Source organism: Dehalococcoidia bacterium (genome assembly GCA_040902535.1).
In the GTDB taxonomy this organism is placed as follows: domain Bacteria; phylum Chloroflexota; class Dehalococcoidia; order DSTF01; family JACRBR01; genus JBBDXD01.
The window spans coordinates 47656-74012 of record JBBDXD010000001.1 but is presented as its reverse complement, the minus strand read 5'-3'; the positions used below and the strand labels follow the sequence as shown (position 1 = coordinate 74012).

Here is a 26357-nt window from a genome sequence, read left to right as displayed (position 1 = left end):
CTCGCGGCGCCAGGCGTCGAGCGAGCGAACCTCAGGAGGGGGACGATGGAACTGGTCTGGTTGGTGCCAGTGACCGGGGCGGCTGCGGCGCTCTTCGCCATCTGGCTGGCCTATGACGTGCTTCGACGCGATACCGGGACCGAGGCGATGCAAGAGATCGCCGGCATGATCTTCGAAGGCGCCATGGCGTTCCTGGCCCGGCAATACCGCACGATCGCCATCATGGCGGTGCTGACGGCCGTTGCGGTGACGCTGATCGTCGGATCTATTTCGGAAGGCGTGAAGCCGATCATCTCCAGCGAGAGCGGCATCAGCTTCGGGGGAGAAAACGTCGTCGGACAGTGGGAGGAAGGCTTGCTGACGGGCATCGCCTTCCTGGTTGGCGCGGCCTGCTCCGGCATCGCCGGCTACATCGGCATGTTCATCGCCGTGCGCTCGAACGTCCGGACGGCGGCGGCGGCGCAGAATTCGTTGAAGGAAGCGATCACGGTCTCGCTGCGCGGAGGCGCCGTATCGGGGTTCCTGGTGGTGGCGCTGAGCCTGCTCGGCGTCTCGGGCATCTTCTTCACGTACAGCAAACTGCTCGACAATCCGTATGAGATCACGCCTTTCCTGATCGTCGGCTTTGGCTTCGGCGCCAGTTTCGTGGCGTTGTTCGCGCAGCTAGGCGGCGGCATCTACACAAAGGCGGCGGACGTCGGTGCGGACCTTGTCGGCAAGATAGAGGCGGGCATCCCAGAGGACGACCCACGCAACGCTGCGGTCGTAGCAGACCTTGTCGGGGATAATGTCGGCGACTGCGCGGGACGTGGCGCGGACCTCTTCGAGTCGATGTCTGCCGAGAACATCGGCGCGATGATCCTCGGCGTCGCCATCTATGCCGTGACGCGCGACATCGAGTGGATCATGTTCCCGCTCGTCCTGCGCTCGTTCGGGATTATCGCGACGATCATCGGTCTCATTTCGGTACCGTTCTTCACCAGTGGTGATCCGCAAAGCAAGCAAGACCCGATGCAGCCGCTGAACTTCGGGTACTACATCGTGTCGCTGCTGTCAGTTGGCGGGCTCTTCATCGCGACGAGGGCCATGCTGGGCGATGAGTGGCACTGGTTCTTCTACTGCGGCCTCATCGGCATCGCGACGGGCATCGCATTCGTCTACATCACGCAGTACTACACATCAGGCTCGTGGCGGCCGGTGAAGGAGATCGCCGAGGCATCGCGGACAGGCCCCGCGACGAACGTGATCATCGGTACGGCCGTCGGATTCGAGACGACGGCGATGACGGCGATCTCGATTGGTCTTGCGCTGATCGGGTCGTTTGCGCTCGGTTCGCAGGCGGAGATCGTCGGGGCGAACGGCTTTCAGATTCCATCGTTCACCGTCGGCATCTTCGGCACGGCGGTGGCGACGATGGGCATGCTGATGTCCGCTGCGTACATCCTGAGCATGGACACGTTCGGCCCGATCACGGACAACGCGGGCGGCATCACCGAGATGTCCGGCGCACCGGAGAGCGCGCGCGAGATCACCGACAAGCTGGACGCTGTCGGCAACACGACGAAGGCGCTTACGAAGGGATACGCCGTGGCGTCGGCAGGGCTGGCTGCGTTTCTGCTGTTCTCGGCGTACCTGGACAAGGTGAAAGAGCGGCTCGAGATCCCGTTGACGGCGGAGTTGCCGATCGACCTGGCGAACGTCGACGTGTTCGTCGGTGGGTTGTTGGGCGTGATGCTGGTGTTCTTGTTCAGTTCGCTGGCGATCCGCGCCGTGGGCAACGCCGCCGGGGCGATCATCGAGGAAGTGCGGCGGCAGTTCCGCGCGGATCCGGGCATCATGGCCGGCACGTCGCGACCGGACTACCGTGCGGCGGTAGATATTACGGCGAAGGCTGCGCTGCGACAGATGGTACTGCCGGGCATCCTGGCCGTCGGGCTGCCGGTCGCTGTAGGGCTGATTTTCCGGTACACACGCGACAGCGAAGTCGTCGTCAACGGCATGGTGTACGAGGATGCGTCCGGCTGGCTTGCGGTGTCAGGCGTGCTGATCATCGGTACGATCGGCGGCATCATGATGGCGACCGTCTTGAACAACGGCGGCGGTGCGTGGGACAACGCCAAGAAGTTCATCGAGTCGGGTGGGTTGAAGGACGAGCAGGGCAACGTGCTCGGCAAGGGGAGCGAGCCCCACAAGGCGGCCGTCGTCGGCGACACGATCGGCGACCCGTTCAAGGATACGGCCGGCCCTTCGCTGCACGTGCTGATCAAGCTGCTCGCGACGATTACGCTCGTGTTGGCGCCGCTGTTCATCGCCACGGGATCGGAGCCGCATCCGGTGGAGACAGGCGCGGGAGGCGGCGCGATTAGCCAGCAGTTGCCCTCGGATGAGGCCTCCGCCAGGTAGTCAGGACAGCAACGCCGACCAACAAACAAGAGGGAGCGCAGTGCGCTCCCTCTTTCGTGCTTGCGCAACCACCGCGCGTGAGGCTCACCCGGCCTGCTTTGCGCGGTTAGACGCTGAGCGCTGCTTCCTCTTCCGACTCGACGGCATCCGCGGGAGCGCTCGACGCGGCGAGGAAGTCGCGCCAGCTCTCGGCCCAACGATTGACGTTGAAGCTATAGCTATCGGCGATGTGACCGCGCATGACCTTGCGAATCGGCGTGCGGGGCAGCGGCGCATCGGTGAGCATGAACTCGCTGATCCGCTTGTACTGCGCGATGTCCGCCTCCTGTTCGCGTATCGCTTCCTGGACGGCGCGCCGGATATCCGTCTCGTCGAACACACCACGGAGGGTCTCGAGCGCCGCATCGCGGTTCGGGTAGACGACGGCGACGATCTGCGTCTTGCCACGGGACTTGCGGCCCATCACGACGATGTCTTCGATCAACGGATGCAGTTCCAGTTTCTCTTCGAGCTCATCCGGGTGCACCTTCTCGCCGGAATCGAGGACAATGACGAACTTGCTCCGGCCAGTGATCCAGATGTGACCATCTTCATCGATCCGGCCGACATCGCCCGTGCGTAGCCAGCCGCCCACCTTGATGGCGCGGCTTTCATCCTCGCCGTTCCAGTAGCCGGGTGTGATGTTCTCACCGCGCGCGATCAACTCACCCTCGCCGTGCAGGTGGACGTACAACTCCTTTTCGGGCACGTCGATGAGCGCTATCTCAACCCCGTCGAGCGGCTCGCCGATCGAGCCCACGTGATCTTCGTAGTGATTCGACAGGTAGAACTTGCGTGGATTCCAGCGCTGCACGGAGAGCACAGGTGCGGCTTCGCTGAGGCCCCAACCCTGCAGGATCTGGACTCCGAGCATGGCGAAGTCCCGCGCAACCTGGGGGTTCAACGCCGCGCCGCCGCTCACCATGAAACGCAGGCTGCCGCCGAGGCGCTTGTGGAGTTCGCGGAAGACGATCCGGCCGATGTTCACGCCCGTGCGCTGCTTCGTCGCCTCGACGATGCGCAGGCCGCGCTGGAACTGCTCGAGGCGTCCTTGCGTCTCGATGCCGTGGATGATGTTCCGGTACATCACCTCGAAGAGGGCCGGCACGCCCAGGAAGAGCGTCGGCTTCACCTCGGCCATGCGGTCGCGGATGCGGCGCAGGTCGTTCTCGAAGGTGACCTCACCGCCGACGTAGGGCGCGACGACGACCGTCACCGTGAAGGGGAACGCATGGTGGAGGGGCAGCACCATGACAAGCCGGTCCCGTTCGTTGAAGGGGATCGACCGTCTGACCTGCTGCAGATTCGCCATGAAGTTGCGGTGCGTGAGCATGACGCCCTTCGCGCCGCCCGACGTACCGGACGTGAACACGATTGACGCGACGTCGTCGGGACTGATCGTGAGCGCCGCCACCTGCGCGCGCGCCGCGGCGTTGGCGTGTTGCGTCAAGGCATCGAAGGACACGATGTCTTGACGGGCGTCGTCCTGTTCGGGCACGCCGGCGCGCGCTGCGGGATCAGGGACGACGATGATGGTGCGCACGTCGCGGAGCAGCGCACGCATTTTCGGCAGCACCTTTGCGGAGACGACGGCCATGGTTGGCGACGCGTGCTGCAGCATCGCTTCGACTTCCGGCGGCTTGAGGTCGTAGTAGATCGGCACGGCGATCGCACCGTTCAGGACGATGCCGTAGTACGAGAAGACCCATTCGGGGCTGTTCTCGAGGATGATGGCGACCCGATCGCCCTGCCGGAGTCCGATGTCGTTGAGCCCGGCTGCGATCGCATACGCCTGCGCATAGGTTTCCGCGTGGCTATAACGACGCCACTCGCGGCGCACCTTCGTCTGCACCAGGATCTTCTGGCCAAACTTGCGTCGCTGAACCTCCAGAAGTTCCGGGAACGTGAGCGGATCTTCGGGCGAGAAGATGGAGTCTTGTTCGTCGTCGGGAACGCCGGCGATTCTCAGTTTGCCAAGTACCATCGCTTCTCGATTCTCCGGCCTGCGGGGGGCCACTGTTGCCTGAGTTGCGGTCGATCGAATCGCGTCCGTTACGTCTTCGAGTATACGTAGCGGGGTGCGATTGGCGGACAAATGTTCTGTCAACCGCGCCGCATTCGACCTAAGCGTAGCCAGAGCGGGGTCAGCCAGGCAGGTACGAATGAACCATTGCCACAAGGCGTGATGGCTCGGCAAGCGCGCGGCGACCGACCGGCTAGAAGTCGCCTTCGCCGCGGAGGTTGCCGTTCGAGCGGCGCAGCTTGTCGAGCGCCTGCGCTTCGATCTGACGGGCGCGCTCTCGCGTGACGCCGAGTTCGTTTCCGACGATGTCGAGCGTGCGCGGGCGGCCGTCCTTGATGCCGAAGCGCAGTTCGATCACCGTGCGCTCGCGGGGCGTGAGGACGTCGAGCGCGGAGCGCACACGCTCCCGCAAGAGTTGGCGAGCAGCTTCCTCTTCCGGCGAGGGCGCCATGACGTCCTCCAGGACGCTGCCCAGTGTGCCTTCCTCTTCCTCACCCACAGGCGTCTCGAGCGAGACGACCGACTGGCGAAGCGCACGTGCGGCCTCCCGCACTTTGTCCGGCGGCATGCCCATAAGCTTGGAAAGCTCGGTGGTCTTCGGTTCGCGCCCGAGACGCTGGAACAGCCGCTCGCGGGCCTGGGAGTACTTCGAGATCAGCTCCGTGATGTGGATCGGCAAGCGGATCGTGCGACCCTTGTCGGCGATCGCCCGCCCGACGGCCTGGCGAATCCACCACGTCGCGTACGTGCTGAAGCGGAAACCACGCCGGTGTTCAAACTTTTCGACGGCGCGCATGAGGCCGCCGTTGCCCTCCTGGATGAGATCCATCAGCGGCATGCCGCGGCCGGCATACTTCTTCGCCACGCTGACGACGAGCCGCAGGTTGGCGTTCACCATGTGCTCTTCCGCCCGCTGCGAGCGTTCGCGCGCGACGAGGATCACGGGGAGCAGGACACGCAGCCGCGCTGCCAGTGAGCGATCCGTCGGACGGGTGACGCCCTTCTGGATGAGCCCGACCGCTTCGTTGAAGGCTTTTTCCGTGGTTTCAGGCAAGATGCGCTGGGCGACGGCGAGCGTGATGAGCAGGCGGCGCACGTCGGCGACCTGCTTCTTTGTGGCGGCCGCGATTGCGTCCTCGAAGCCCTCCTCGAGCCTGTTCTGGATGTAGTCCTCAAGCTGGGAGAAGTGAAGTTGATCCCAGTAGGCGCCGCGCTGCGGGAAACCCTTCAGCGTGCGCGAGCGTCGTACCAATGACAGTCCATCGCGCACTTCGCCGAGGAAGCGGACGATGACCTGCTCGATGGAAGGCGCCGAGCCCTGCTCCTCCATCAGCACTTCAGTCAGCTCATCGAGGATGCGGCCGTTTTCTATCTCCTTGGCGAGCGAGACCTCCTCTTCCGGCCGCAGGAGCTTGTAGCGGGCGATCTCATTGAGGTACAGCTCAACGGAGTCCGGCGTTTCGCCGACCGGTTCTTCCGTCGTGGTTTCGGGTTTGGGCGCGACAATGGGAAGCGGCGGAGTCGCCTTCAGCTCACCCTTGTTGCGCGCTACTTCATCGGGCGCGATCTCTTTTACTGCGGTTTTAGTTTTCGCCATCTCTCACCTGGAATTCAGCCCACCCGGCTGGGGAAGGGGGATCTTGATGCCAGTCCGGCTGGAAGCGGCTTCGGAACGCGCGTGACCGTGTGACCGGGGAGCCAGAGCGCTCAGACGACGTCCGGCAGGGGCCACTTGAGGTCACAACTCAGGCAGCGCGCCTGGACCATCACCCCGCCGCTCCAATAACTGGCGGTAAAGTTCTTACGGCAACGAGGGCACACCGGTTCACCCATCCGCACCTCGCGGGCACGCTGAGGCGCCGCCGTGCGGTCTTCCTTGCCGTCGGGGGCGTTCATACACCTCTCCACGAGCATTGTACTACGCTCCGATAGTCGTGTTCTATGGCCAAACTGTGAAGTTGACGCCGGAATGGTTTACAAGACATAACTCGTGGCCCATTGCAAGCGTGCCTGGCCGCTGCCGATACCTACTCTGCAGTACGGGCGCTGTTGCGCGCCCAGGCGGTTGGGGAGTGCCCGCATGAGTGTCCCGGAGATGAACTCCGTCGTCGATCTGCTGATTTCGCTGTGGCCGCAGGATACGTGGGAGCGGGTCCGGGGGCTCCTGGGGACATGGCGGGACAAGCTCGATAGCAAGGACAACTACTCGGGGCATCACGCGGGGCTGGCGACGGAATATGCCGTGCAGCTCGCAAACCGCCAGGACCTGCCGTACGACACCATCGCGGCGCTCTGGGTAGGGGGACACGTCTACGACTTGGGCAAGATCTCGGTGCCCGAGAACGTGCTGGTCAAGCAGGGGCCGCTCTCGAACGCCGAGATGATGATGATGCAGAACCACGTGTCGACCGGCTACGAGCTGCTGCGGGACTGGGACATCCTGAAGATCAGCCCGCGCTGGATGTCGCAGGTCGTGCTCGAGGTCGTGCTCTTTCACCACGAGCGTTGGGATGGCACCGGTTATCCGCGGGGGTTATCCGAGAAGAAGATCCCGCTCGCGGCGCGCATCATGACCATCGCCGACGCATACGCCGCGATGATCATGGACACGCCGTACCGCGTGGCGCGCGGCGAGGAGGTCGCGCTCGAAGAACTCGATCGAAATGCGGGATCGCAGTTCGACCCGTACCTGGTCAGGTCATTCGTGTCGATGGTGCGCGTGAACCAGCTCACGGGCAGGGGCCCCGAGCTTCCGCAGGAGCGTCAGCGGGCGGCCTGAGCTACTCGCTGACGGCTGCGGCGCTATCCTCATCGTCTTCTTCTTCGTCGTCGTCGGCGAGCCACTCCTGAATCGAGACGCAACGGCCGTCCTTCTGGGGATGGCGAATGACGAAGTTGCCGCGGCGCAGGCGCTCGATTATGTGCCTCTCGAAAGCGATCAGTGCCCCGACCTCGTCGTCGAGCCGGTCTTTGGAGACGGCGACCGCGTACGCCGGCGGCAGGTACGTCTTCTCGGCGAGTGAGCCGACGTAGCGTCCGCAGCGGTCGCAGATGAGGCCCTTACGGACTTCATCGATCAGATCCGCGAGCGTGCGAGGTTCTCCCATACGGTGCGCATTCTATCGGTTGACATCGAACCGCTGGCGCAGGCGGAATGCAGGGTTTTCCCGTATGGTTTGGTGATCATAACGCTGATCTAATGCCTGCCATGGTCACGAAGGTCTCGACTCGCAGTTCATCACGGCGCGCGGCGCCGCCGCCTCCCGCGCGTCTATCGCCGCGGCCCGATGTGAATCGCTTGATCACAGGCGACTGCCTGGATGTCATGCGCGCGTGGCCGGACCACTGCATTGACCATTGCGTCGTCGACCCGCCCTTCAACATTGGCTCGGGCAGCGGTCGCAAGAGCAAGAGCGGACTCGGATGGGCGTTCTCATCGCACGTGACGATGCAAGAGACGTGGGACGCGTTCAGCAAAGACGAGTTCTTCGAGTTCAACCGCGCCTGGCTCGCCGAAGTGTGCCGCGTCGTGAAGCCGAACGGGAATATCCTGGTCTTCGGCACGTACCACAACATCTACCAGCTCGGCTTCATCCTGCAGAACTGGCTGGAACGCCGCATTCTCAACTCGGTCGTGTGGTTCAAGCCGAACGCGCAGCCGAACATCACGGCGCGCACGCTCACCGAGAGCACCGAACAGATCATCTGGGCGGTAAACGAAACACCGGCGAAGGCGACGGGATGGACATTCAACTACTGGCTTGCCAAGGAGATGAATGAGGGCAAGCAGATGCGCAACCTCTGGCAGTTTCCTGTGACGCCGGGTAAGGAGCGCGCCGAGGGCAAGCATCCGTCACAAAAGCCATTGGCATTGCTCGAGCGTGCGGTGCTGTTGGCCTCGCAGCCGGGGGAGCTGCTACTCGACCCGTTCGGCGGCGCCGGCACGCTGGCTCTTGCAGCGGCGAAGCATGATCGCGACTGGCTGCTCATCGAGAGCGTCCCCGAATATGCGGCGATCGCACAGCGCCGCCTGGATGCGATGGCCGGCTAAGCGTGCTTTTCGCTTGAGTTGATGTTCGGCTGATCTTCCCAGAGGCGGCCCTGCGGATCGCCGTCCGACGTGAGCCTGGAGCACTGGATCCCGAGCAGGCGAAAGCAATCACCAGGGTGGACCACGGCGTCGAGCAGCTGCGTCGCCATATTCTCGATCGAAGGGGCGCCCGCGATCGGCGACTTGGCGCTGGCCTGGCGCGTGATCGTCTTGAAGTCGGAGTAGCGCAGCTTGATCGCGACCGTATGGGCGCGCACGCCGGCGTGCTGCATTCGCTGATCGACGTGCGCGGCCGTGTCGCGCAGGGCAGCGCGCAGTTCCTCGCCATCCGGAAGATCGCGCGCGAACGTGGTCTCCGCGCCAACCGACTTACGCTCAGAGTTCGTCTCGACCGCCCGGTCATCGATACCGCGTGCGATGTCGTGCAACCACGGGCCGCGCGAACCGACGAGACGCGTGATTTCACCTGCCGAGCGTTGCGTGAGATCAGCGACCAGGCGAATGCCGGCTCGCAGCAACACCGCCTCGGTCTTGGGCCCCACGCCGGATAGCGCGCGGATCGGCATCGGCGCCAGGAACTCTGCCTCACTGCCGAACGGCACGACCACGAGGCCGTCTGGCTTGCGCAGGTCGGACGCGATCTTGGCGACGGTCTTGTTGCTGCCGACGCCGATCGAGAGCGTTAGTCCCGTCGTCGCGCGGACGCCGTCCTTGAGGTTGCGCGCGATCGCCTCGGCCGCAGCCTCATCGGCCGCGACAGCGGTCACGTCGAGAAAGGCTTCGTCCAGCGACAGTGGCTCGACGAGCGGTGTCACGGCGCGAAATAGCGCCATGACCTTACGCGACAGCTCGATGTAGCGGTCGAAGCGCGGCGGCACGCGGACGGCGTCCGGACAGAGCCGCACGGCGCGTGACATCGGCATAGCGGACCGCACGCCGAACCTGCGAGCTTCGTATGATGCGGCAGCGACGACGCCGCGCGCTTCCGGCGGCCCGCCGACGACCACGGGCTTGCCGCGCAGGTCGGGGTTGTCGAGCTGTTCGACGGAGGCGTAAAACGCGTCGAGGTCAGCGTGGAGGATGATCCGCGTCATCGTTGCCCTAGCTTAGCTGACCGTCGAACTGGGAGCCGGAGCGCCGAGTAACGACGATCAACGGGCGTATCACTACAGGGACCTGTTAAAGCCGGCGGCGCATGATCGGGCGTTTTGGCGTGCGGCGCAGCGCTTCTTCGAAGCCGGCGCGCTCGAAGGCGGGTTGGAGGCCGTAGTAGGCCTGATCGGGCGTCAGCGGGCCCTGTGCCGGGTCGACGGGATAGGCTTCGACGAGCTTTGCGCCGTGCTTCTGCGCGAGGTCGACGGCGGCATCGGTGAGCCGGCGCGAAAGGCCGGCGCCACGCGCATCCTTTGCGATGAAGAAGCAGACGATCGACCACGCCGGTTCGTCATCGATCGGCTTTACGTTGCGCGAGCGCTCGATGCGCGGGTAATCCTCGCGCGGTGCGATGGCGCACCAGCCGGCTGGTTTGCCATCGACATACGCGAGGATGCCGGGCGGTACTTCGGCGGTCTGGACGATCTTGCGGAATGCGTGGCGGTTCTGTGCTCCGCCGAAGCGTCGTGCTTCGTCGGTCGTCTGACGGAACCACATGCACCAGCAGTTGCGGGTGATGCTGTTCGTCTTGAAGAGCGCGTCGAGGTCGTCCCATCTATCAGGTGTGAGCGGATGCGTTTCGATCTTCATGATGGCTCCGTCAACCGAAGTTGTGTGACTGCGGCGGCTTCATCGATCGTGGCACGGGCAGCTTATCGAAGCGGCGCGCCAGCAGGTTGACGGTGTTCTCCTTGCGCTGTAACTCGCCCTCGACAATGACGAATGCCTCGCCGCGGACCATGGCGCGTTGCTGATCGTGCAGCCAAGGCGGCACGATGACGTTGAGCATGCCGAACTCGTCTTCGAGGAGCAGGAAGACGAATCCCTTCGCCGTCCCCGGCTGCTGCCTGCAGACGACCATGCCCGGCACGCGGACGTGCGAGCCATCGTCCATGCGCTCCAGGTGCCGCAGGGAAGGCATCGACTCGCCGATGCCTGGGCGGAGCAGGCTCATGGGGTGATACGCCGGGGAGAGCGAGAGCAGGTTGTAGTCGGCGGCCGTGCGCTCCCACACGTTCATATCTTCAAGCTGCACGGCGTCCTGCTCCACCGGGAGCGGGAGCGCCATCTGGACGTTCGGCGGGCGATACAGCAGGCCCAACTGCCATAGCAGCTCGCGGCGGTTCAGGCCGAAGCGGTCGAACGTACCGATCTGGACCATGTTCTCGATCGCTTCCTCACGCGGCGCGTGATCGGTGATGCACCCCGCGCGGCGCACGAAGTCCGCCAGCGACGCGTACTCACCGTTGCGGGCGCGTTCCGCCGCGATCGCCGCTGCTGTGGTCGCGCCGATGCTCTGTACGTAGCCGAAGCCGACGCGCAGCGCATGCTCTTCGACCTTGCAGGTGGCGCCGCTACGGTTGATATCCGGCGACAGCACTTCGACGCCGTGGCGTTTGGCATCGTGCGTGAGGACGTGCGGCGGATAGAAACCCATGGGTTGGGAATTGAGCAGCGCACACGTGAATTCGACAGGGTAGTAGCGTCGCAGCCACGCCGATTGGTACGCGAGGATCGCGAACGCCGCGGAGTGGCTCTTTGGGAAGCCAAACTCCGCGAATGCGATGATCTTCTCGAACACGGTCTTCGCGACGTCTTCCGTCGTGCCGCGAGCCATGGCGCCTTCACGGAACAACTCCCAGAAACGGGCCATGCTGTCACGCGAGCGCTTGCGGCTCATGGCGCGGCGCAATGCTTCCGCCTGGCCATCGGTGAAGCCGGCGACGGCGATCGCCGCCTGCAGCACCTGCTCCTGGTACAGGATCACGCCCAGCGTCTCGCCGAGTACCGGCTCCAGCGCCGGGTGGTCGAACGGCGGCTTGAAGTCAGGGTCGGCGAGTTGCATCTGGCGATGCTTCACGTAGGGGTTGACGGCGCCGCCGACGATCGGCCCGGGCCGAATGATGGCCACCTGCACGGTGAGGTCTTCGATCGTGCGCGGGCGCGTGCGGGGCAGCATCTGCATCTGGGCGCGGCTCTCGATCTGGAAGACGCCGACGGTATCGGCTTCGCAGATCATGTCGTAGACCAGCGGATCGTTGAAGTCGATGCGGCTCAGGTCTTCGATGTGGCCGTGCTGTTCGGCGATGAGGTCGGAGCACTCTTCGACGAGCGATAGCATGCCCAGCGCAAGGAAGTCGATCTTGATGAAGCGCGCGTCATCGACAGAGTCCTTGTCCCACTGGCAGATGTAGCGCCCTTCCATGGCCGCGCGCTCGACGGGCACCAGTTCGACGATAGGCTTCGTCGAGATGACCATGCCGCCGACGTGTTGGCTGAGGTGGCGCGGGAAGCCGGAGATCTGCTCCGCCAGTTCGATGAGGTCGCGCCAGATCGGCGCATTCAGCCTGGCGGCGAACTCCGGGTACGCGGACATTTCCGCGGCGATGTCGCCGCCGGTGCCCCAGCCGGCGCGCTTCGCGAGACGATCGAGTTCACTGTCCGCGATGCCCAGCGCCTTGCCGACATCGCGGATCGCGCTTCGCAGCTTATATGTAGGAAAGCTGGCGACGAGCGCGGCGTGCTCGCGGCCAAACTTCTCGTACACGCGCAGGATGAGTTGCTCGCGGATGTCGCGCGGGAAGTCCAGGTCAATGTCCGGCACCGACGCGATCTCTTCGTTCAAAAAGCGGCCGAGATACAGTCCGTACTTGATGGGGTCGACGTGCGATAAGCCGATCAGGTAGCAGAGGATCGACCCCACGGACGAGCCACGACCGCGCCCGGGAGGCAGCCCCGCGCGACTTCGGGCGCTCTGGTCGCCGCGCACGTCGCGTGCGACCTGGCGGCTTAGCTCGAGCAGGTCGCGGTAGATCAGGAAGAAGCCGGATAGCCCGTGTTTGCGGACGAGCCGCAATTCCTCGCGCAGGCGCTCTTCGACGCGCGCAGGGATCTGGCCGTTGACCAGCGCGTACCGCTCACGCGCAGCTTGACGGCACACCGTCTCAAGGTATTCGTCGGCGGTGGAGTTATCGGGCGTATCGTAGTCGGGGAACCGGTAATCGAGGTCCGTCGTGATGTCGAATGAGCAGCGCTCCGCGATGCGCGCGCTCTCTTCGAGCGCTTGCGGCCACGCTTCGAAGAGCTCTGCCATCTCGGCGGACGACTTCAGGTAGTACTCGGAGTTCTCGCGCCGAACCTGGTGTGAAGCTTCGAGCGTCGAACGGTTGCGGATCGCCACCATCACGTCCTGCAGGCGATGGCGGTCGCGCTCGTGGTAGTGCACGTCGTTCGTCGCGACGTAGCGCAGATCGTGCTTGCGTGCGAGATCGACGAGCCGCCGGCAGCGCTCCGTGTCGCCGTGTACCAGGTTCTGCTGCAACTCGATGTAGAAGTTCTCGCGTCCGAACCACGCGACGTAGCGAGCGACGGCTTCCTCGGCGGCGTCGTAATCGCCGGCTGCAACGAGTGCGGGCACTTCGCCGCGCTTGCAACCCGACAGGGCGATGATGCCGCGCGTGTGCTGCGCCAGTTCGTCGAACGGGAGGTGCGGATCCTTGCGCTCGCCGGCCAGGTGCGCCGTCGAGATAAGGCGGCAGAGGTTGTTGTAGCCCTCTGTCGTGGCCGCGAGGAGCGTCAGGTGGTGGCCGTTTTCGAGCGTGACCTCGGCGCCGGTGATCGGCTTGATGTCGAAGGACTTGGCCATCTGCGCGAACTCCATGGAGCCGTAGAGGCCATCGTGGTCGGTCAGGGCGAGTGCGGTGTAGCCCAGTTCGCGGGCGCGCAGGATCAACTCGTCGGGGCTGGAGGCGCCATCGAGCAGCGACCAGCAGGAGTGGAGGTGGAGTTCGGTGCGGTAGGGGTGTTCAGGCCGTGACATAGCAGTTATACTTTTTCGGATTTCGTAATACTGGAGGGGCATATGCCGAAGACGAGCGCAAAAAAGCAATCGCCATCATTCGTGTCGGGCGCATACGCCCATGGCAAAGCGAAGGTGTCCTCGAAAGGCTGGGTGGTGATTCCAAAGGCGATCAGGGATGCGCTCGGCATTGAGCCTGGCGACGAGTTGTCGTTCACGATGTTTCCGCCGCCGCTCGACATGAAGCAGGACAAGCGCTTCAGCAGCATCCACATCATGAAGGTGCCGAAGACGCGGAAGGGACTACTTGAACTGACCAGAGCGATGTTTCCGCACCGGCCGGGCGAACAGTCACTGACTGAACAGTTGCTGCGCGATAGGCGCGAGGAAAGAGAGCGCGAGGAGCGTGGACTCAAGCCGCCTACAACGCGGCGTCGTAAGACAGCATGAGCCGTTTCGTCCTCGATAGCTATGCCGTCCTGGCAGTGATACGCGAAGAGGCTGGTGCCGCACGTGTTCTTGATTTGATAACGGATCTTCGACACCAACATTGGATGTCGGTAATCAACGTCGGTGAGGTGTATTACCAGAAAGCGCGCGACGAAGATGTCATGAGCGCGGACCGAGCGCTCGCGTGGCTCCAGTCCACGTCGATCCGGATTGTTGATGTTGACCTGATCACGACGATCGAAGCTGCCCGCATCAAAACCACACATCCGGTCTCGTACGCGGATTGTTTTGCGGCGGCGCTTGCCAGGGAGATGCAGGCTCGCGTCGTCACGGGTGATCCCGAATTTGCGATCCTCGAACGGGACAACATCGTGGCCATCGAATGGCTTCCGGCCAAGCCGCGACGGCGCTAATACCGCTGTTCCCACCACTTACCTCCTACGAGGTCCCGGTACACCGTCACCACGCGGCCGCTATCGAGTTGGAGCTGGTAGTACGTGCGCGATACCGGCATTTCGCGCCACCACTCGTCATCGATACGCCAGCGATCCTGGATCGATGTGACGTCGCGCATAGCGCCCTCGAAGAGCACGGCGCGAGGACAAGCGCGCTGGCCAGTCTCGACGTGGGTGCGGCGCGGCGACGCTAGAGGTCGTAATCGATGAGCGCGTAACGCCGTTCCGGAATCCTTGACCATGGCTCTACCTCCACGACGCGGGCGACCTGCGAATCGCCGCCGAAGCGCGTCTTCAGTTGCCGTAGCGCGCCGATCAGCTGGGCGCGCCGCCGCGCCTGCTCGACGAACAGCAGGCTGCGCTGCTTTCCCAGCTCTCCCGTCAGCTCGACGAACTCCAGCATCATCTCTTCCACAGGACCGGCAAGCTGTACCGGCTCGATGAGCTTCTTTACGACGTAGGCCATGCTCTCTTCATCGCCGAGCGGCTCGCGAAACGTCACTGCACGCTCCCAGCTGCCACCATCGAGCAGGGCGAGGCGCAGGCGGAACTGCCGCACCTGGCGGTAGCGCATGCGCGGGTGCTGTAGCAGCCGGCCGATGAGTTGCCGCGCAGCGATGATCAGCGCGCCCGTGTTAACCGTCGGGGCGGGCATGGCAATCGATCCGGCAACGGGCTCGTGGCGTTCCCGCGGACGGAACGGCGCGAGATCGATACCGTGCGCCAATTGCCACAGCCGTCGCCCTTCACGGCCGAATTGGGCCTGCAGCGGCCCGACCGTCAGTTCGGCGACATCGCCGATCTTGTGCAGTCCGTACAATCCGAGTTTGCGTTGCGACTCGAACGAGATCGGCAAGAACGATGTGCTGAGCGGCGCAACGAACGCCTGCTCGCGGCCCGCAGGCACAGTCGTAGCCTCGCCTGGCGCGCTGACCGCCGCGGCTACCCACGCGATGAACTTGCCTTCGCCAATGCCCACGCTCGCATCGATGCCGGCAGCGTCTTTGACGGCGCGCACCAATCGCGATGCGGCATCCCACTCGGCCTTTTCGTCGGCGTTGGGGTCAATCGCGGAGAACGCGGTGCCATCGTCTGCGGGTTCGATGAGCGGTTCTGCGTCTTCGAGTGCGAGGAGCAGCGCATCATACGAACGGCTGTAATAGACGGGATCGGGCGGGAGCAGTGACAGATCCGGCGCCAGCGTCCGGGCATCGCGCAGCGGCATGCCGGCGCGCACGCCAAGCGCTGCGGCCTCCGGCGAACATTCGACGATCGTGTTTGCTCCCGGCGGCGGCTCGCCGATGGCAAACGGACGGCCGCGCAGGCTCGCATCGCGCAGGCGCTCCAGGGCGATGCGGAAGTTGGGGATAGTGATGCATGCCAGGCGCATCGCCGGCTCCAATGCGGAGACTGCTCTCACCCCGTCGAGGTCCGGGGCTGACGGGCGGATTAAGGGAGAACATCCGTCCGGAGAGATAGGCTTAGTATAGAACGTTTGTACTGCGAGTCAAGGCATACCAGCTTTCAAACACGCATCCCGTCAAGTACGGTGGCCGCATGACGGCCAGCCGCCAGATCTACGACATCACGGTACCGCTTCGCAGCGGTATGCCCGTGTACGAGGGTGATCCAGAGGTCCAGATCACACGCACGGGATCGCTCGAGGACGGCGACCTGGCGAACGTGAGCCGGCTCGACTTCGGCGCGCACACGGGGACGCACATCGACGCGCCGGTGCATTTCCTCGACGGCGCGCCGGGCGTCGACGCGCTGTCGCTCGACACGCTGATCGGCGCCGCGCACGTCGTCGACGCGACGCATCTCCATATGCACATCGGTGCGGGCGAAATCGCCTCACTTGGTCTCGACGAGGGCGTTGAGCGCGTGCTCTTCAAGACGAAGAACTCCCAACTCTGGGAGCAGGACACCTTCTCATCGAATTTCATCGGATTGACGGTGAGCGCCGCCCGCGTGCTTGTTGAACGAGGCGTACGGCTCGTCGGCATCGACTATCTCTCGATCGCGCCGAAGGACGATCCCGCGCCAACGCATCGAGTATTACTTGAGGCCGGCATCGTGATCGTCGAAGGGCTTGATCTGCGGCTGGTGGATCCGGGCATGTACGAGCTGATCTGCCTGCCGCTGCGCATCGTCGGCGGTGATGGTGCGCCGGCGCGAGCGGTGCTGCGGCGCTTGCCTTAGCGGCGTCCTCCCAGGAGGATGACCTCATCACACGCGAATTAGAACACGATCGAAGAGGACTGACATGACTGACGAGCAGCGGGAGTTTCTCAGAGCCCACCGATTGTGCATCGTCGGATACGAGCGCGCTTCGGGACCACCGGCGCTGTCACCCGTGTACTACGTGATGGACGGCGACGATCTGATCATCTCGACGACGAAAACCCGCGCGAAGGGCAAGGTCTTTGCGCGCGAGACAGAGGTCTCGTTGTGCGTGATCGGCGAACAGATGCCGTTCCCGTACGTCACTGTGTATGGCCGTGGACGGATCGAGGAAGACGGTGCGGCTGATGCCATGATGCGCATCGGCGCAGTGATGAGCGGCAATCCGGTACCGGAATCGGCGCGTCCGGCGGTCGAAGAACGGGCACGGACGGAACAGCGGGTGGTCCTGCGTGTCACGCCGCATGGATTCGCGGGCCGATAGGTCTTCGATCGCGCCGGCCTCGATCGGTGCTGCGCTTGACGGACTAGGTGGGGATGTTACCCTGCCTTATGGTCGTGCTAGGCGGGGAGCCAGCGGTGCCCTGTACCCGCAAGCCGCTATAGCGGGGCTGAATTCCCGCTCGAGGTTAGGTACCTGGGAACTGGCGGCGTCAAGCGGCGTTGAGGGCCTGGTCCTACGCGGCGAAGGGCTATGAACCCCGTCAGGTCCGGAAGGAAGCAGCGGTAAGTAGTTTACTTCGGGTGCCGTAGGGTCACCGGGCCGGAGCTGGCTAGCGTCGTTAAGCTTAAGGGCCTGATCGACAGTGGGTGCACGACCTTAATTTCACTCTCTCGCGCCGGGCGCGGGTGCCCGGTGCTTGGCTCGAACCCCTTGGACGCCGGCAAGGAGCAGCACGGGAGTACGCGTGCGATTCGTGTCCGGAATCACGGCCGCATTGGTCGAGCATGCAGGGACGCACGCGCCGTTCCTGGGCCGCCATAGCCGGCATTTTGCGCTGCTCGCGGTGATCGCCGGAGTGAGCGTATTCGGCTACGTGTTGCTTCCGCAGCGCACGGTGCAGGTGCAGGCCGACGGCCGGCAATTCACGTTCGAAACGCGTCTCTCTAACGATGCCGCCGTGCTGCAGAACGCAGGCGTCGACGTGCGTCGCGGCGACCGTGTCACGCTGCTCGATGGCGGCACGTTCGATGTGATTCGCGTCGATCGGGCACATATGGCGCAACTCCTCGTAGACGGCGTGGCGTACGAAATGCTCACGCACGCGGTGACCATCGACCAACTGCTCTCCGAAGCCGGCGTCGCGATCACGGGGCGTGACAGCGTCCTGCAGAACGGCGTGCTTGTGTCCATGAATGCGCCCGTCGAGCCGCAGGTGCTCCTCGCCACGACGCAGGGCTTTGCCGACGAAGGGCGCGACGACAGCATCATCTCGTTTGAGGTGCGTCGTGCCTTGCCGTATACGGTTGTGGTCGACGGCGCGGAACGGGTGGCGAGCACGACGAGCCGGCCCACGGTCGCGCAGGCGTTGCGCGAGGCGGGCATCGTCGTCGGCCCGGGAGATCGGGTATTGCCAGACATGCAGGCGGCGATCGAAGCCGAAACGAGCATCGAGATCCGGCGGGCGCGCGCCGTCACGGTGGCGCTGCCTGACGATCACGTCACGCTGTACACGCTGGAGCGCACCGTCGGCGATACGCTCGCCGCGGCCGGCATCACGGTTCCCTCCGATTCGTTCGTAGAACCATCGCTCGATGCTGAAGTGATCGACGGCATGTCCGTCCGCGTCGTGCAGTTGGGCGAGGGAAACGAAGTCGAGCGCGAGCACGTCGAGCACAGCACCGTCTATCGTTCTGACTCGAGCCTGGGCCCGGGCGAGACGCGCACGGTCGCGGGAAATGATGGGGTCCGGGTGCGGCGATATGCCATCGGGTACGTCAACGGCGTCGAGGCGAGCAGGGAGTTGGTGGAGGAGTACTGGGAGCCCGAACCGGCCGACACGGTGATCTACTATCCCATTCAGACCGGGCGCAGCGACTCGCAGCCGGACTCCGCTGCGGTGGCGCAGACATTGCACGTCTACGCGACGTGGTACAACCCGGCGAGCAGCGGCCGCGCGGCAAGCGATCCTGCGTATGGCCGCACAGCAACGGGCGTGCAAGTGACGTACGGCGTCATCGCGGTCGACCCGAACGTCATTCCGCTCGGCACGCGTCTGTTCGTACCGGGATACGGATACGGCATTGCGGCCGATACCGGCGGAGCCGTAAAGGGCTACATCATCGACCTCGGCTACCCGGACGGCGTCGATGTCGATTGGCGGTCAGGCTGGATTGACATCTACATCCTCGAATAGGCGGCGCCCCAATGCCAAGAAGCGCTTCGGTCAGCACTTCCTGTCCGACGTGAACATCCTGACGCGCATCGTCGACGCCGCCGAGATCCGCGCGGGCGAATCGGTGCTCGAAGTGGGGCCGGGGCTCGGCGCGCTGACGACGATCCTTGCGGAGCGGGCGGCGCGCGTGATCGCGGTTGAGGTCGACCGCGACCTCGTACCGGGGTTGCGTGAGCGATTCGCCGCGACGCCAAACGTCGCGATCGTCGAGGCGGACGTGTTGGACCGCACGCCGGGCGAGTTGCTCGCCGCGGGCGGCGGCACCGAGCCATATGTGGTCGTAGCAAACCTTCCCTACAACATCGCGGCGCCCGCGCTGCGCCGTTTTCTTGAAGGAGACGCGCGGCCGCGGAGACTCGTCGTGATGGTGCAGCTTGAGGTCGGCGAGGCCATCGTCGCGCTTCCCGGGAAGATGTCGCTGCTGAGCGTAGCGACGCAGGTGTACGGCGAGACGGGCATGGTCATGAAGGTCGCGCCGGGCGCATTCAGCCCGCCGCCAAAGGTGCAATCCGCCGTCGTGCGCATCGATGTGGCCGAAGGGCCGCGCGTCGACGTGCCGCTGACGACGTTCTTCAAAGTCGTGCGCGCTGGATTCGGCAATCCGCGCAAGCAACTCCGCAACAGCCTCTCGTTCGGGCTCTACGCGAAACAGACGTTCATCGACGAGCTCATGCACGATGCGGGAGTCGACGCGACGCTGCGCCCGCAGGTGCTCTCGCTGCAAGAGTGGGCGTCGATCACGCGTGCATGGGTCGCGAGACGCGGGGAATGAGCGGCCTCCGCATCGTCGCGCCGGCGAAGATCAATTGGACGCTTGAGGTGCTCCGCGTGCGGCCGGACGGATACCACGAAGTCCGCAGTGTGCTGCAGACTATCGACCTGTACGACATTGTGACGCTACGCGACGACCGCGACCTTGCTATTGAGTTAACCGGCGATGTCGCGGCGCGCGCTGGCGAGGATCCGGAGCGCAACCTCGCCTACCGCGCGGCGGCCGCGTTCGGGGCGCGGTTGCGCGCGCCGCATGGCGTGCACATTACGCTGGAGAAGCGGGTGCCTGTTGCGGCCGGCCTCGGTGGCGGCAGCAGCGATGCGTCGGCGGTGCTCCGCGGCCTGAATGTCTTATGGGGCGAAGCACAATCGGAGTTGAACCTGGTCGAAGTCGCCGGCGAGATCGGCTCCGACCCGCCGTTCTTCATGATCGGCGGCACCGCGCTGGCGTCGGGCCGTGGCGAACAGGTACAGCCGCTCCGTGACGCGCTGGCACCGACGATCGTACTCGCGACGCCGCCGCCGGCGGAGCGCGGCGAGAAGACTGCGTCGATGTACGCGGCTCTGACGCCGGACGACTATTCGGACGGGGACGCCACGATCGGCGTGCGCGAGACGGTCGAAGCCGGCAGGCTGATCGCGGACGCGGCGTTGACCAACGTCTTCGAGCGCGTCGTCGCGGCGATGCAGCCGGAGACCGCGAACGCGATGAACGCCTTGCGCGCACAGGGATATGCGCCGCACCTCTGTGGCTCCGGGCCCTCGTTTTTCCTGCTCGCGAAGGACGAGGGCGCGATCGAGGCGATGAGCGACCGCATCACGCAGCTCGGCTTCGAACCTCGTATCACGCGCACACTGTCCCGGACCGATGCAACGCGCATCGAGCCGCTCTGATGGCGGAGGTGTTCGCGGGCTTCGTCGTCGGCTATGCGCTCGCGCTCGTACTGTCGCCGATGGCGGCGATCGGGATCGTGCGATCAAACGACCGCACCGGCTTTGCGCAGCGATTCGCGCCGGAGGGGACGAACGTCGTGGCGCTCGCGGTGGTGCTGCACTTCGCCGCGATGTTGCTGTTCACGGCTCTCGGCATGATCCTCGGTACGGCCCTTGCCGGCCTGGAAGATCGACGCCCAGACAGCGGGCTCGGGAGCCCTAATCTCTTCTACACCGTACTGGTGCTGGTGTTGATGGCCGTCGTGGTGATCCCGACGATCGTGGTGCCTGCGGTGCGCCGGTTCGCACTCGCGGGCGCTTTGATCTTCGCAGCGGCATTTGGTTGGGTGATGCCGTGGCTCGCCGAAGCGGCACCCTAACGCGGCTCGCTGGTGCGCGCTCGAGCCGCTGATATACTCCGGCTCGAAATGGCCGGAACCATCATCGACATGCACATCCACACGACGGCGGGAGCCTCCGACAGCGGTCTGAGCCCCGAGGATCTCGCCGAGGAAGCGCGTCTGCGCGGACTTACCGGCATCAACATCACAGAGCACGACCGGCTCTGGGACGCGTACAAGCTCAACGAGTACCGCGAACGCCATGCGCCGTTGTTCGTCAATAACGGCATGGAGGTGTCGACGGACCTCGGGCACATGATTGTCGTCGGGCTGACGCAGTACGTGCCGGGCATCCGGCGCGCCGAAGAGCTGCGCAAGGTGCTCGACGATCTCGGTGGCTGGATGGCCGTCGCGCACCCATTTCGTCACTGGTTCGATCCCGTGTACTTCCGCAAGCAGGGCAAAGAGCCGTTCACCATGACGCCGGAGCAAGCGGCGGAACGCATGCCCGTCTTTCAACTCGTCGATGCGATCGAAGCACTGAACGGCGCCAACACGCCGCGCGAGAACCTGTTCGCGTTACAGGTCGCGCAAGCGATCGGTAAGCCCGTAAGCGGCGGCAGCGACGCGCACTCCACGAGCGGCATCGGCTTTTACTGCACAGTGTTCGAGCGCGACTTGCAATCGTCCGGCGAGATGGTCGAAGAATTGCGGGCGGGGCGGTTTCATGCGCACCACGGGCTGCTACAGGGCAAGCTCACGTACTTTACGGAAGATAGCCTGAAGGAGGCGCCCCCGGGCCTCGCCACGTGAGCACCGCGGCACCGTGATAAGATGCGCGTGCCGGGTGTGCAGGCAAGGGACGTTGCACCCGCGTCCCAACTCCTCATTCTCGCCCTAGACGCGTCACTGCTTGCCGTACATCTCTCTCGACCTGGAAACGACCGGTCTCGATCCGGATACCGACGAGATCATCGAGGTCGCCGCCATTCGCTTCGATGTGGACGGCGTGATCGACACGTACCACTCGATGGTCAACCCGGAAAGGCGGCTGGAGTACCGCATCGCGCTGTTGACGGGCATCGATCCGTCGGAGTTACAGAACGCACCGCACTTTCCGACGATCGCGGGTGAGGTTGAGGCATTCGTCGGGCTGGACCCGATCGTCGGCCAGAATCCGACGTTCGACACGACGTTCCTCGCAGGTAAGGGCGTGCAACTCTTCGGGCCGACGTACGACACGTTTGAACTCGCCGGCTTGATGCTGCCGACGCTCACGGAGCGCGGGCTCGGTGCGATCGCAGATCACCTCGGCATTGAGTTTACGAACCGGCACCGCGCGATGGCCGACGCTGAAGCGGCAATGCACGTCTTCACTGCCCTGCGCCTTCGCCTGACCGAGTCGGCCGCCGACCTCTTGCTGGAGGCAGACCGTATCGCGAGCGCCAGTGACTGGACCTTGCGGCACCTGTTTCGGGAGGTCGCGAGCGAAACGACACGCCGGCCGGCGGACGGGGAGCGCGCCGGGTTCGTACACGGCTTTGTTCGGGCGCCCGAGCCGTTGCCCGAGCCGTTGCGTCCTTCGACGTCACGCGTGGCGGTGCCCGCGAGTCGTGGCGCTGACCTGATCGCGTCGGCCGCGCACCAGGTATTCGACGAGTTCGAAGACCGGGAGGAACAACGGGCGATGGCCACCGCCGTCGGCGAAAACCTCGCCATGGGCGGGCAATTGCTCGTCGAAGCGGGGACCGGCGTCGGGAAGTCGCTGGCATATCTTGTGCCTTCAGCGTTACACGCGGTGCAGAACAGCGCGCGCACCGTCGTGTCGACGAACACGATCAACCTGCAAGAGCAACTCACGTCGCAGGACATTCCGATCGCACGGCGCATCCTTGCGGCGGCCGGGATCGATACCGCGGACTTTCGTACCGCGCAGCTCAAGGGACGGCGAAACTACCTGTGCCTGCTGCGCTGGTCCTCATCTCGCCGCTCGGCGTCACTATCGTCGGACGACGCGCGCGTCCTCGTGCGCCTGCTGTTCTGGCTCGGTGCGACGGAGACCGGCGATCGCGCCGAGTTGAGCCTGCGTCGCGAGGAAGATGCGTCGTGGTCACGCGTCAGCGCGCAGGACGGCGGCTGCCTGACCATGCAATGCCCGTACGTCCGCGACGGCACCTGCTTCCTGTACCGGGCGCGCAGACGCGCCGAGAGCGCACACGTACTTGTCGTGAACCACTCACTGCTCCTGTCCGACGTCGCCGCGGGAGGGAACGTGCTTCCCGAGTATCAGCACCTCGTCGTGGACGAGGCGCATCACCTGGAAGACGAAGCGACGCGCCAGTTCGGCTTCTCTGCGTCGGAGTCGGACATTCTCGACTGGCTCGATGCGCTGCACGTCCGCGCCGGCCGGGACCGCGAAGGTGGGCTGGCCGGCAGCGTGGTCGCCGCGACGCGCGCATCACAGCAGGCGATCGGCGCGGGCCCTCAGTTGCAGGCGCTCGCGCGCGTCCTCGTCGATGCTGTGCAGAAGGCCCGCACACGCGTGCCGGTCTTCTTCCAGGCGTTGCAGGGATTCGGGCAGGAGCATGCCGTCGCGCGGGGCGATTACGACGACCGCATCATGCTCAATCGTAGCATGCGCGTGCAGCCCGACTGGGCGGACATCGAAGCGGGATGGTTCGAAACCGAGGAGCAACTGGCGCGGGTCTGCGGCGTGCTCGAGGAATTGGGCGCGTCACTCTCGCAGATCAATCCCGCGGACATCCTCGACCGGGACGCCATCGCGGCGGAGACGGACGAGTTGTACGGGCAGGGCGACCAGCTACGTGTGGGTCTCTCGGAGATCATCGGCAAGGATGACAAATCGCGCATCTGCTGGCTGACACTGGGGCGCCGAGACGCTGCGCCGTCACTTTCGAGCGCGCCATTGAGCGTGGCCGAGCCGCTGCAGCAAGGGCTCTTCAGCCCGCGCGAGAGCGTCGTGCTGACCGGCGCCACGCTCAGCACCGAGGGCAACTTCGACTACATGCGAGGACGGCTGGGCGTGCCGGACGCGCATGCCGTCCTCCAGGGGTCGCCGTTCGACTACAAGGCGTCGACGCTCATCCTTACCCCGAGCGACATGCCCGAGCCGGACAACGCGGCGTATGCGGCCGCTCTGCAGACGGTGCTCATCGACCTCGTGCGGGCAAGCGAAGGCCGCACGCTGGTGCTCTTCACCTCGCACGGAGCGTTGCGTACGGCGTACATGGGCATTAAGCGGCCGCTGGAGGAGCAAGAGATCCTGGTGCTCGGACAGGGCATCGACGGCACGCCGCGGCAACTGCTGGGCGTGCTGCGCGAGAACCACCGCGCGGTCGTCTTGGGCGCGGCCAGCTTCTGGGAAGGCGTCGACGTCACGGGCGAAGCGCTGTCGCTGCTCGTCATGGCGAAGCTGCCGTTTCCCGTGCCGTCCGACCCCGTATTCCAGGCGCGCGCGGAACTGTTCGATCAGCCGTTCGAGCAGTACGCGCTGCCGCAGGCGATCCTGCGCTTCAAGCAGGGTTTCGGCCGCCTCATTCGGCGCAAGACGGACCGCGGCGTCATGGTGGTGCTCGACAGGCGGCTCCGCAGCCGTGCGTACGGGGAATCGTTCATGCGTTCGCTCCCAGCGTGCAACAACCGCGACCTGCCGATGCACGCGCTGCCCGGGCAGGTTGCGGCATGGCTGGCCCGACCTGACGAGCTGTGATCGTCACGCTCCGCGACCTGCGGGCCGACGACGCTGCATGGCTCGACACGTGGCTGGGCGTATGCGCCGCGTCGGTCGGCTATGACGTGATCGACGTCGACGCGCCGGCGCGGTCGCTGCTCGTGCGGCTGGAGCATGGTGATCTGAACGCGAACGTCATCGTCGCTGGCGAAAAAGTAGGCGTCGTTACATACCTGGTTCGCGCGCCGGCGATGATCCAGTTCATCGGCGTGCAGCCGTCGCAGGTGCGTCGAGGCTACGGTCAAGCGGGCGCGGCGCTCGTCGAAGACGTGCTGCGTGCAGCCGGCGTGACGACAATCTACGCGGCAGCGCCGGCGATCCACGGCATCGACGTGTACTTCTGGATCCGGCTGGGGTACCGTCCGCTGCTCCAGGCCGAGTGGCCGTGCACGCGTGATGGCTTCGCATGGCTCCGTCGCGACGTTGGCGCAGGAGATCCTGCACGCACTCCGTGAGGCGAAGGGCGTCTGTTAGCGAAACGGGATCAGATTTTCAAACCAGTCGAACGCATTCACTCCGTAGTAGGCGAGGATCATGCCGCGCAGGATCTTTCCCGTCGTCACGGAGACCAGGAACCGCCGGAACGACATGCGCACAGAGCCCGCCGTGAGGCCGGCGATCTCAAACAGCGGATTCGGGATCGCCGAGAGCACGAACAGCGTCGCCATGCCCCAGCGGTCCATTAGCCAGCCGATGCCGTGCAACACGCGCTCGATCGTGCGTTGCAGCCGTTTCGGGCCGTGGAACTCGCGGCCGCGCACGATCTCGGCGCCGAGGTAGCCGGCGTAGTACGCCGTGATCTCGCCGAGCGCCATGCCGAGGCCGCCGGCGATGCCCACGAGCCAGGGCGTCGCCGAAACGTCGCCCTCCGTGGCGATGATCGTCTGCGCGGCGAGGGTCAGGCCGGGCACCGGGAAGTAGAACGTCGCGGTGCTCGCCAGGTTCGTGAGAAAGACGCCGCCGTAGCTCAGGCCCGTCAGGCTGTCGGTGAGGTCGGGAAACAGTACAAGGACGATCCCCGGCGTCAGCGCCAGCAACAGAGCCGTCACCGCAACGACGATCCGGATCGTGGTGTGCTCCGCGAACCAGCCGGTTACGCGAAGGACAAAGCGGTCGAAGCGTGACTCCGCACGACGGGCAATCGCATCGGCCGCCGACTCTAGCAGACCATCGCCATCCTCGACGTGCTCACGTCCCTGCAGTTGTGACATTGGAGAAGTGTACAGGCGGTGCCGTCAGCGCTTGTTCTGCTCGGGATAGACGACGACATCCTCGTACTCATCGTCGACGGGCTCGCCGCGGGCGATCTGCTTCTCGCGGCGCGTGAGGCGGCGTTCCATGAGCAATTTCCGCACGACGATCCGTGCGAGGCCATAGCTCAACGCCGCCAGCACGACGAACTGCGCGATCGCCGCGAGTTGGTTGTCCGGCGCTCCGTTCAGCACCGCCATCACAAGCATGCCGACGAAGAACGCGAAGAATACGGGAAACGTTCGCCATCGCCAGTCTGGCAGGTTGGCGATCTTCGATCGTTGCGCTTCGGTGAGCGTCGGCGAGGGCGCGGTCGTTGCGCCCTTCTGGTTACGTGCGGCCATCGATCCTCCGGATG

General features: G+C 64.9%; 24 protein-coding genes and 1 other RNA gene. 15 read left to right on the top strand and 10 right to left on the bottom strand.

The features are described from left to right. Nucleotides 1–45: 45 nt before the first annotated feature. Nucleotides 46–2403, top strand: coding sequence for a sodium-translocating pyrophosphatase (locus tag WEB52_00340; GenBank protein ID MEX2224875.1), 2358 nt, complete (start codon nucleotides 46–48; stop codon nucleotides 2401–2403). 106 nt (nucleotides 2404–2509) lie between these two features. On the opposite strand, the gene WEB52_00335 is transcribed toward WEB52_00340, so the two are convergent. Then, entirely contained in the window at nucleotides 2510–4426 is a 1917-nt protein-coding gene (locus tag WEB52_00335; protein ID MEX2224874.1) for an AMP-binding protein, read from the bottom strand. Between the two features lie 232 nt (nucleotides 4427–4658). Beyond that, nucleotides 4659–6062 carry a sigma-70 family RNA polymerase sigma factor gene (locus WEB52_00330; protein MEX2224873.1) on the bottom strand — a complete coding sequence of 468 codons (1404 nt, stop codon included), beginning with the start codon at nucleotides 6060–6062 and terminating at the stop codon, nucleotides 4659–4661. 483 nt (nucleotides 6063–6545) lie between these two features. On the opposite strand from WEB52_00330, the gene WEB52_00325 reads away from it, so the two are divergent. Further along, a complete protein-coding gene (locus WEB52_00325) occupies nucleotides 6546–7244 on the top strand; it encodes an HD domain-containing phosphohydrolase (protein ID MEX2224872.1) in 699 nt (232 codons plus the stop codon). A gap of 1 nt (nucleotide 7245) precedes the next feature. On the opposite strand, the gene WEB52_00320 is transcribed toward WEB52_00325, so the two are convergent. Next, nucleotides 7246–7572: a hypothetical protein gene (locus WEB52_00320; GenBank protein ID MEX2224871.1), complete on the bottom strand. Its 327-nt coding sequence runs from the start codon at nucleotides 7570–7572 to the stop codon at nucleotides 7246–7248. A 182-nt stretch (nucleotides 7573–7754) separates the two neighbouring features. Here WEB52_00320 and WEB52_00315 point away from each other — a divergent pair, with 182 nt between their 5' ends. Further along, the gene (locus WEB52_00315) at nucleotides 7755–8516 is read left to right on the top strand and encodes a site-specific DNA-methyltransferase (protein ID MEX2224870.1); all 762 of its coding nucleotides are present in this window, start codon (nucleotides 7755–7757) and stop codon (nucleotides 8514–8516) included. Here the strand turns inward: WEB52_00315 and WEB52_00310 are convergent. The 3 genes from WEB52_00310 to WEB52_00300 all read right to left on the bottom strand — a co-directional run bounded on the left by WEB52_00310 (nucleotide 8513) and on the right by WEB52_00300 (nucleotide 13488). Next, complete coding sequence (locus tag WEB52_00310; GenBank protein ID MEX2224869.1) at nucleotides 8513–9610, bottom strand: DNA polymerase IV; 1098 nt, start codon at nucleotides 9608–9610, stop codon at nucleotides 8513–8515. The two genes, WEB52_00315 and WEB52_00310, sit on opposite strands and share 4 nt — an antisense overlap. An 85-nt stretch (nucleotides 9611–9695) precedes the next feature. Beyond that, nucleotides 9696–10259 (bottom strand): GNAT family N-acetyltransferase, encoded by a 564-nt coding sequence (locus tag WEB52_00305; GenBank protein ID MEX2224868.1) that lies wholly within the window; start codon nucleotides 10257–10259, stop codon nucleotides 9696–9698. A gap of 10 nt (nucleotides 10260–10269) precedes the next feature. Next, on the bottom strand, nucleotides 10270–13488 hold the full coding sequence (locus WEB52_00300; GenBank protein MEX2224867.1) for an error-prone DNA polymerase: 3219 nt from the start codon (nucleotides 13486–13488) through the stop codon (nucleotides 10270–10272). 42 nt (nucleotides 13489–13530) lie between these two features. Here WEB52_00300 and WEB52_00295 point away from each other — a divergent pair, with 42 nt between their 5' ends. Both WEB52_00295 and WEB52_00290 read left to right on the top strand, forming a co-directional pair. Beyond that, complete coding sequence (locus WEB52_00295; GenBank protein MEX2224866.1) at nucleotides 13531–13917, top strand: AbrB/MazE/SpoVT family DNA-binding domain-containing protein; 387 nt, start codon at nucleotides 13531–13533, stop codon at nucleotides 13915–13917. Continuing rightward, on the top strand, nucleotides 13914–14330 hold the full coding sequence (locus tag WEB52_00290; protein MEX2224865.1) for a type II toxin-antitoxin system VapC family toxin: 417 nt from the start codon (nucleotides 13914–13916) through the stop codon (nucleotides 14328–14330). The genes WEB52_00295 and WEB52_00290 overlap by 4 nt, the downstream gene beginning before the upstream one ends. On the opposite strand, the gene WEB52_00285 is transcribed toward WEB52_00290, so the two are convergent. Together WEB52_00285 and WEB52_00280 are read right to left on the bottom strand one after the other, a co-directional pair. Next, a complete protein-coding gene (locus tag WEB52_00285) occupies nucleotides 14327–14491 on the bottom strand; it encodes a hypothetical protein (protein ID MEX2224864.1) in 165 nt (54 codons plus the stop codon). The genes WEB52_00290 and WEB52_00285 overlap by 4 nt on opposite strands. Before the next feature lie 71 nt (nucleotides 14492–14562). Continuing rightward, nucleotides 14563–15762 carry a DNA polymerase Y family protein gene (locus tag WEB52_00280; GenBank protein MEX2224863.1) on the bottom strand — a complete coding sequence of 400 codons (1200 nt, stop codon included), beginning with the start codon at nucleotides 15760–15762 and terminating at the stop codon, nucleotides 14563–14565. Nucleotides 15763–15929: 167 nt separating this feature from the next. On the opposite strand from WEB52_00280, the gene WEB52_00275 reads away from it, so the two are divergent. The 10 genes from WEB52_00275 (at nucleotide 15930) to WEB52_00230 (ending at nucleotide 25203) form a co-directional block, all read left to right on the top strand. Continuing rightward, the gene (locus WEB52_00275) at nucleotides 15930–16574 is read left to right on the top strand and encodes a cyclase family protein (protein ID MEX2224862.1); all 645 of its coding nucleotides are present in this window, start codon (nucleotides 15930–15932) and stop codon (nucleotides 16572–16574) included. A gap of 64 nt (nucleotides 16575–16638) precedes the next feature. After that, on the top strand, nucleotides 16639–17040 hold the full coding sequence (locus WEB52_00270; protein MEX2224861.1) for a pyridoxamine 5'-phosphate oxidase family protein: 402 nt from the start codon (nucleotides 16639–16641) through the stop codon (nucleotides 17038–17040). A gap of 72 nt (nucleotides 17041–17112) precedes the next feature. Continuing rightward, nucleotides 17113–17374, top strand: an RNA gene (ffs, locus tag WEB52_00265) — signal recognition particle sRNA large type. A 99-nt stretch (nucleotides 17375–17473) separates the two neighbouring features. Then, nucleotides 17474–18913: a ubiquitin-like domain-containing protein gene (locus WEB52_00260; GenBank protein ID MEX2224860.1), complete on the top strand. Its 1440-nt coding sequence runs from the start codon at nucleotides 17474–17476 to the stop codon at nucleotides 18911–18913. Beyond that, nucleotides 18867–19724 carry a 16S rRNA (adenine(1518)-N(6)/adenine(1519)-N(6))-dimethyltransferase RsmA gene (gene rsmA / locus WEB52_00255; GenBank protein ID MEX2224859.1) on the top strand — a complete coding sequence of 286 codons (858 nt, stop codon included), beginning with the start codon at nucleotides 18867–18869 and terminating at the stop codon, nucleotides 19722–19724. Before WEB52_00260 ends, rsmA begins: the two co-directional genes overlap by 47 nt. Continuing rightward, on the top strand, nucleotides 19700–20617 hold the full coding sequence (ispE, locus tag WEB52_00250; GenBank protein MEX2224858.1) for a 4-(cytidine 5'-diphospho)-2-C-methyl-D-erythritol kinase: 918 nt from the start codon (nucleotides 19700–19702) through the stop codon (nucleotides 20615–20617). Before rsmA ends, ispE begins: the two co-directional genes overlap by 25 nt. Continuing rightward, nucleotides 20617–21036: a hypothetical protein gene (locus tag WEB52_00245; protein ID MEX2224857.1), complete on the top strand. Its 420-nt coding sequence runs from the start codon at nucleotides 20617–20619 to the stop codon at nucleotides 21034–21036. The genes ispE and WEB52_00245 overlap by 1 nt, the downstream gene beginning before the upstream one ends. Nucleotides 21037–21084: 48 nt before the next feature. After that, nucleotides 21085–21810 (top strand): CehA/McbA family metallohydrolase, encoded by a 726-nt coding sequence (locus WEB52_00240; protein ID MEX2224856.1) that lies wholly within the window; start codon nucleotides 21085–21087, stop codon nucleotides 21808–21810. Nucleotides 21811–21910: 100 nt separating this feature from the next. Then, nucleotides 21911–24727 carry a helicase C-terminal domain-containing protein gene (locus WEB52_00235; protein MEX2224855.1) on the top strand — a complete coding sequence of 939 codons (2817 nt, stop codon included), beginning with the start codon at nucleotides 21911–21913 and terminating at the stop codon, nucleotides 24725–24727. Then, the gene (locus WEB52_00230) at nucleotides 24724–25203 is read left to right on the top strand and encodes a GNAT family N-acetyltransferase (protein ID MEX2224854.1); all 480 of its coding nucleotides are present in this window, start codon (nucleotides 24724–24726) and stop codon (nucleotides 25201–25203) included. Before WEB52_00235 ends, WEB52_00230 begins: the two co-directional genes overlap by 4 nt. A gap of 15 nt (nucleotides 25204–25218) precedes the next feature. Here WEB52_00230 and WEB52_00225 read toward each other — a convergent pair whose 3' ends face one another. Further along, entirely contained in the window at nucleotides 25219–25959 is a 741-nt protein-coding gene (locus WEB52_00225; protein MEX2224853.1) for a VTT domain-containing protein, read from the bottom strand. A 24-nt stretch (nucleotides 25960–25983) separates the two neighbouring features. Beyond that, nucleotides 25984–26343, bottom strand: coding sequence for a hypothetical protein (locus WEB52_00220; protein ID MEX2224852.1), 360 nt, complete (start codon nucleotides 26341–26343; stop codon nucleotides 25984–25986). Nucleotides 26344–26357 lie beyond the last annotated feature (14 nt).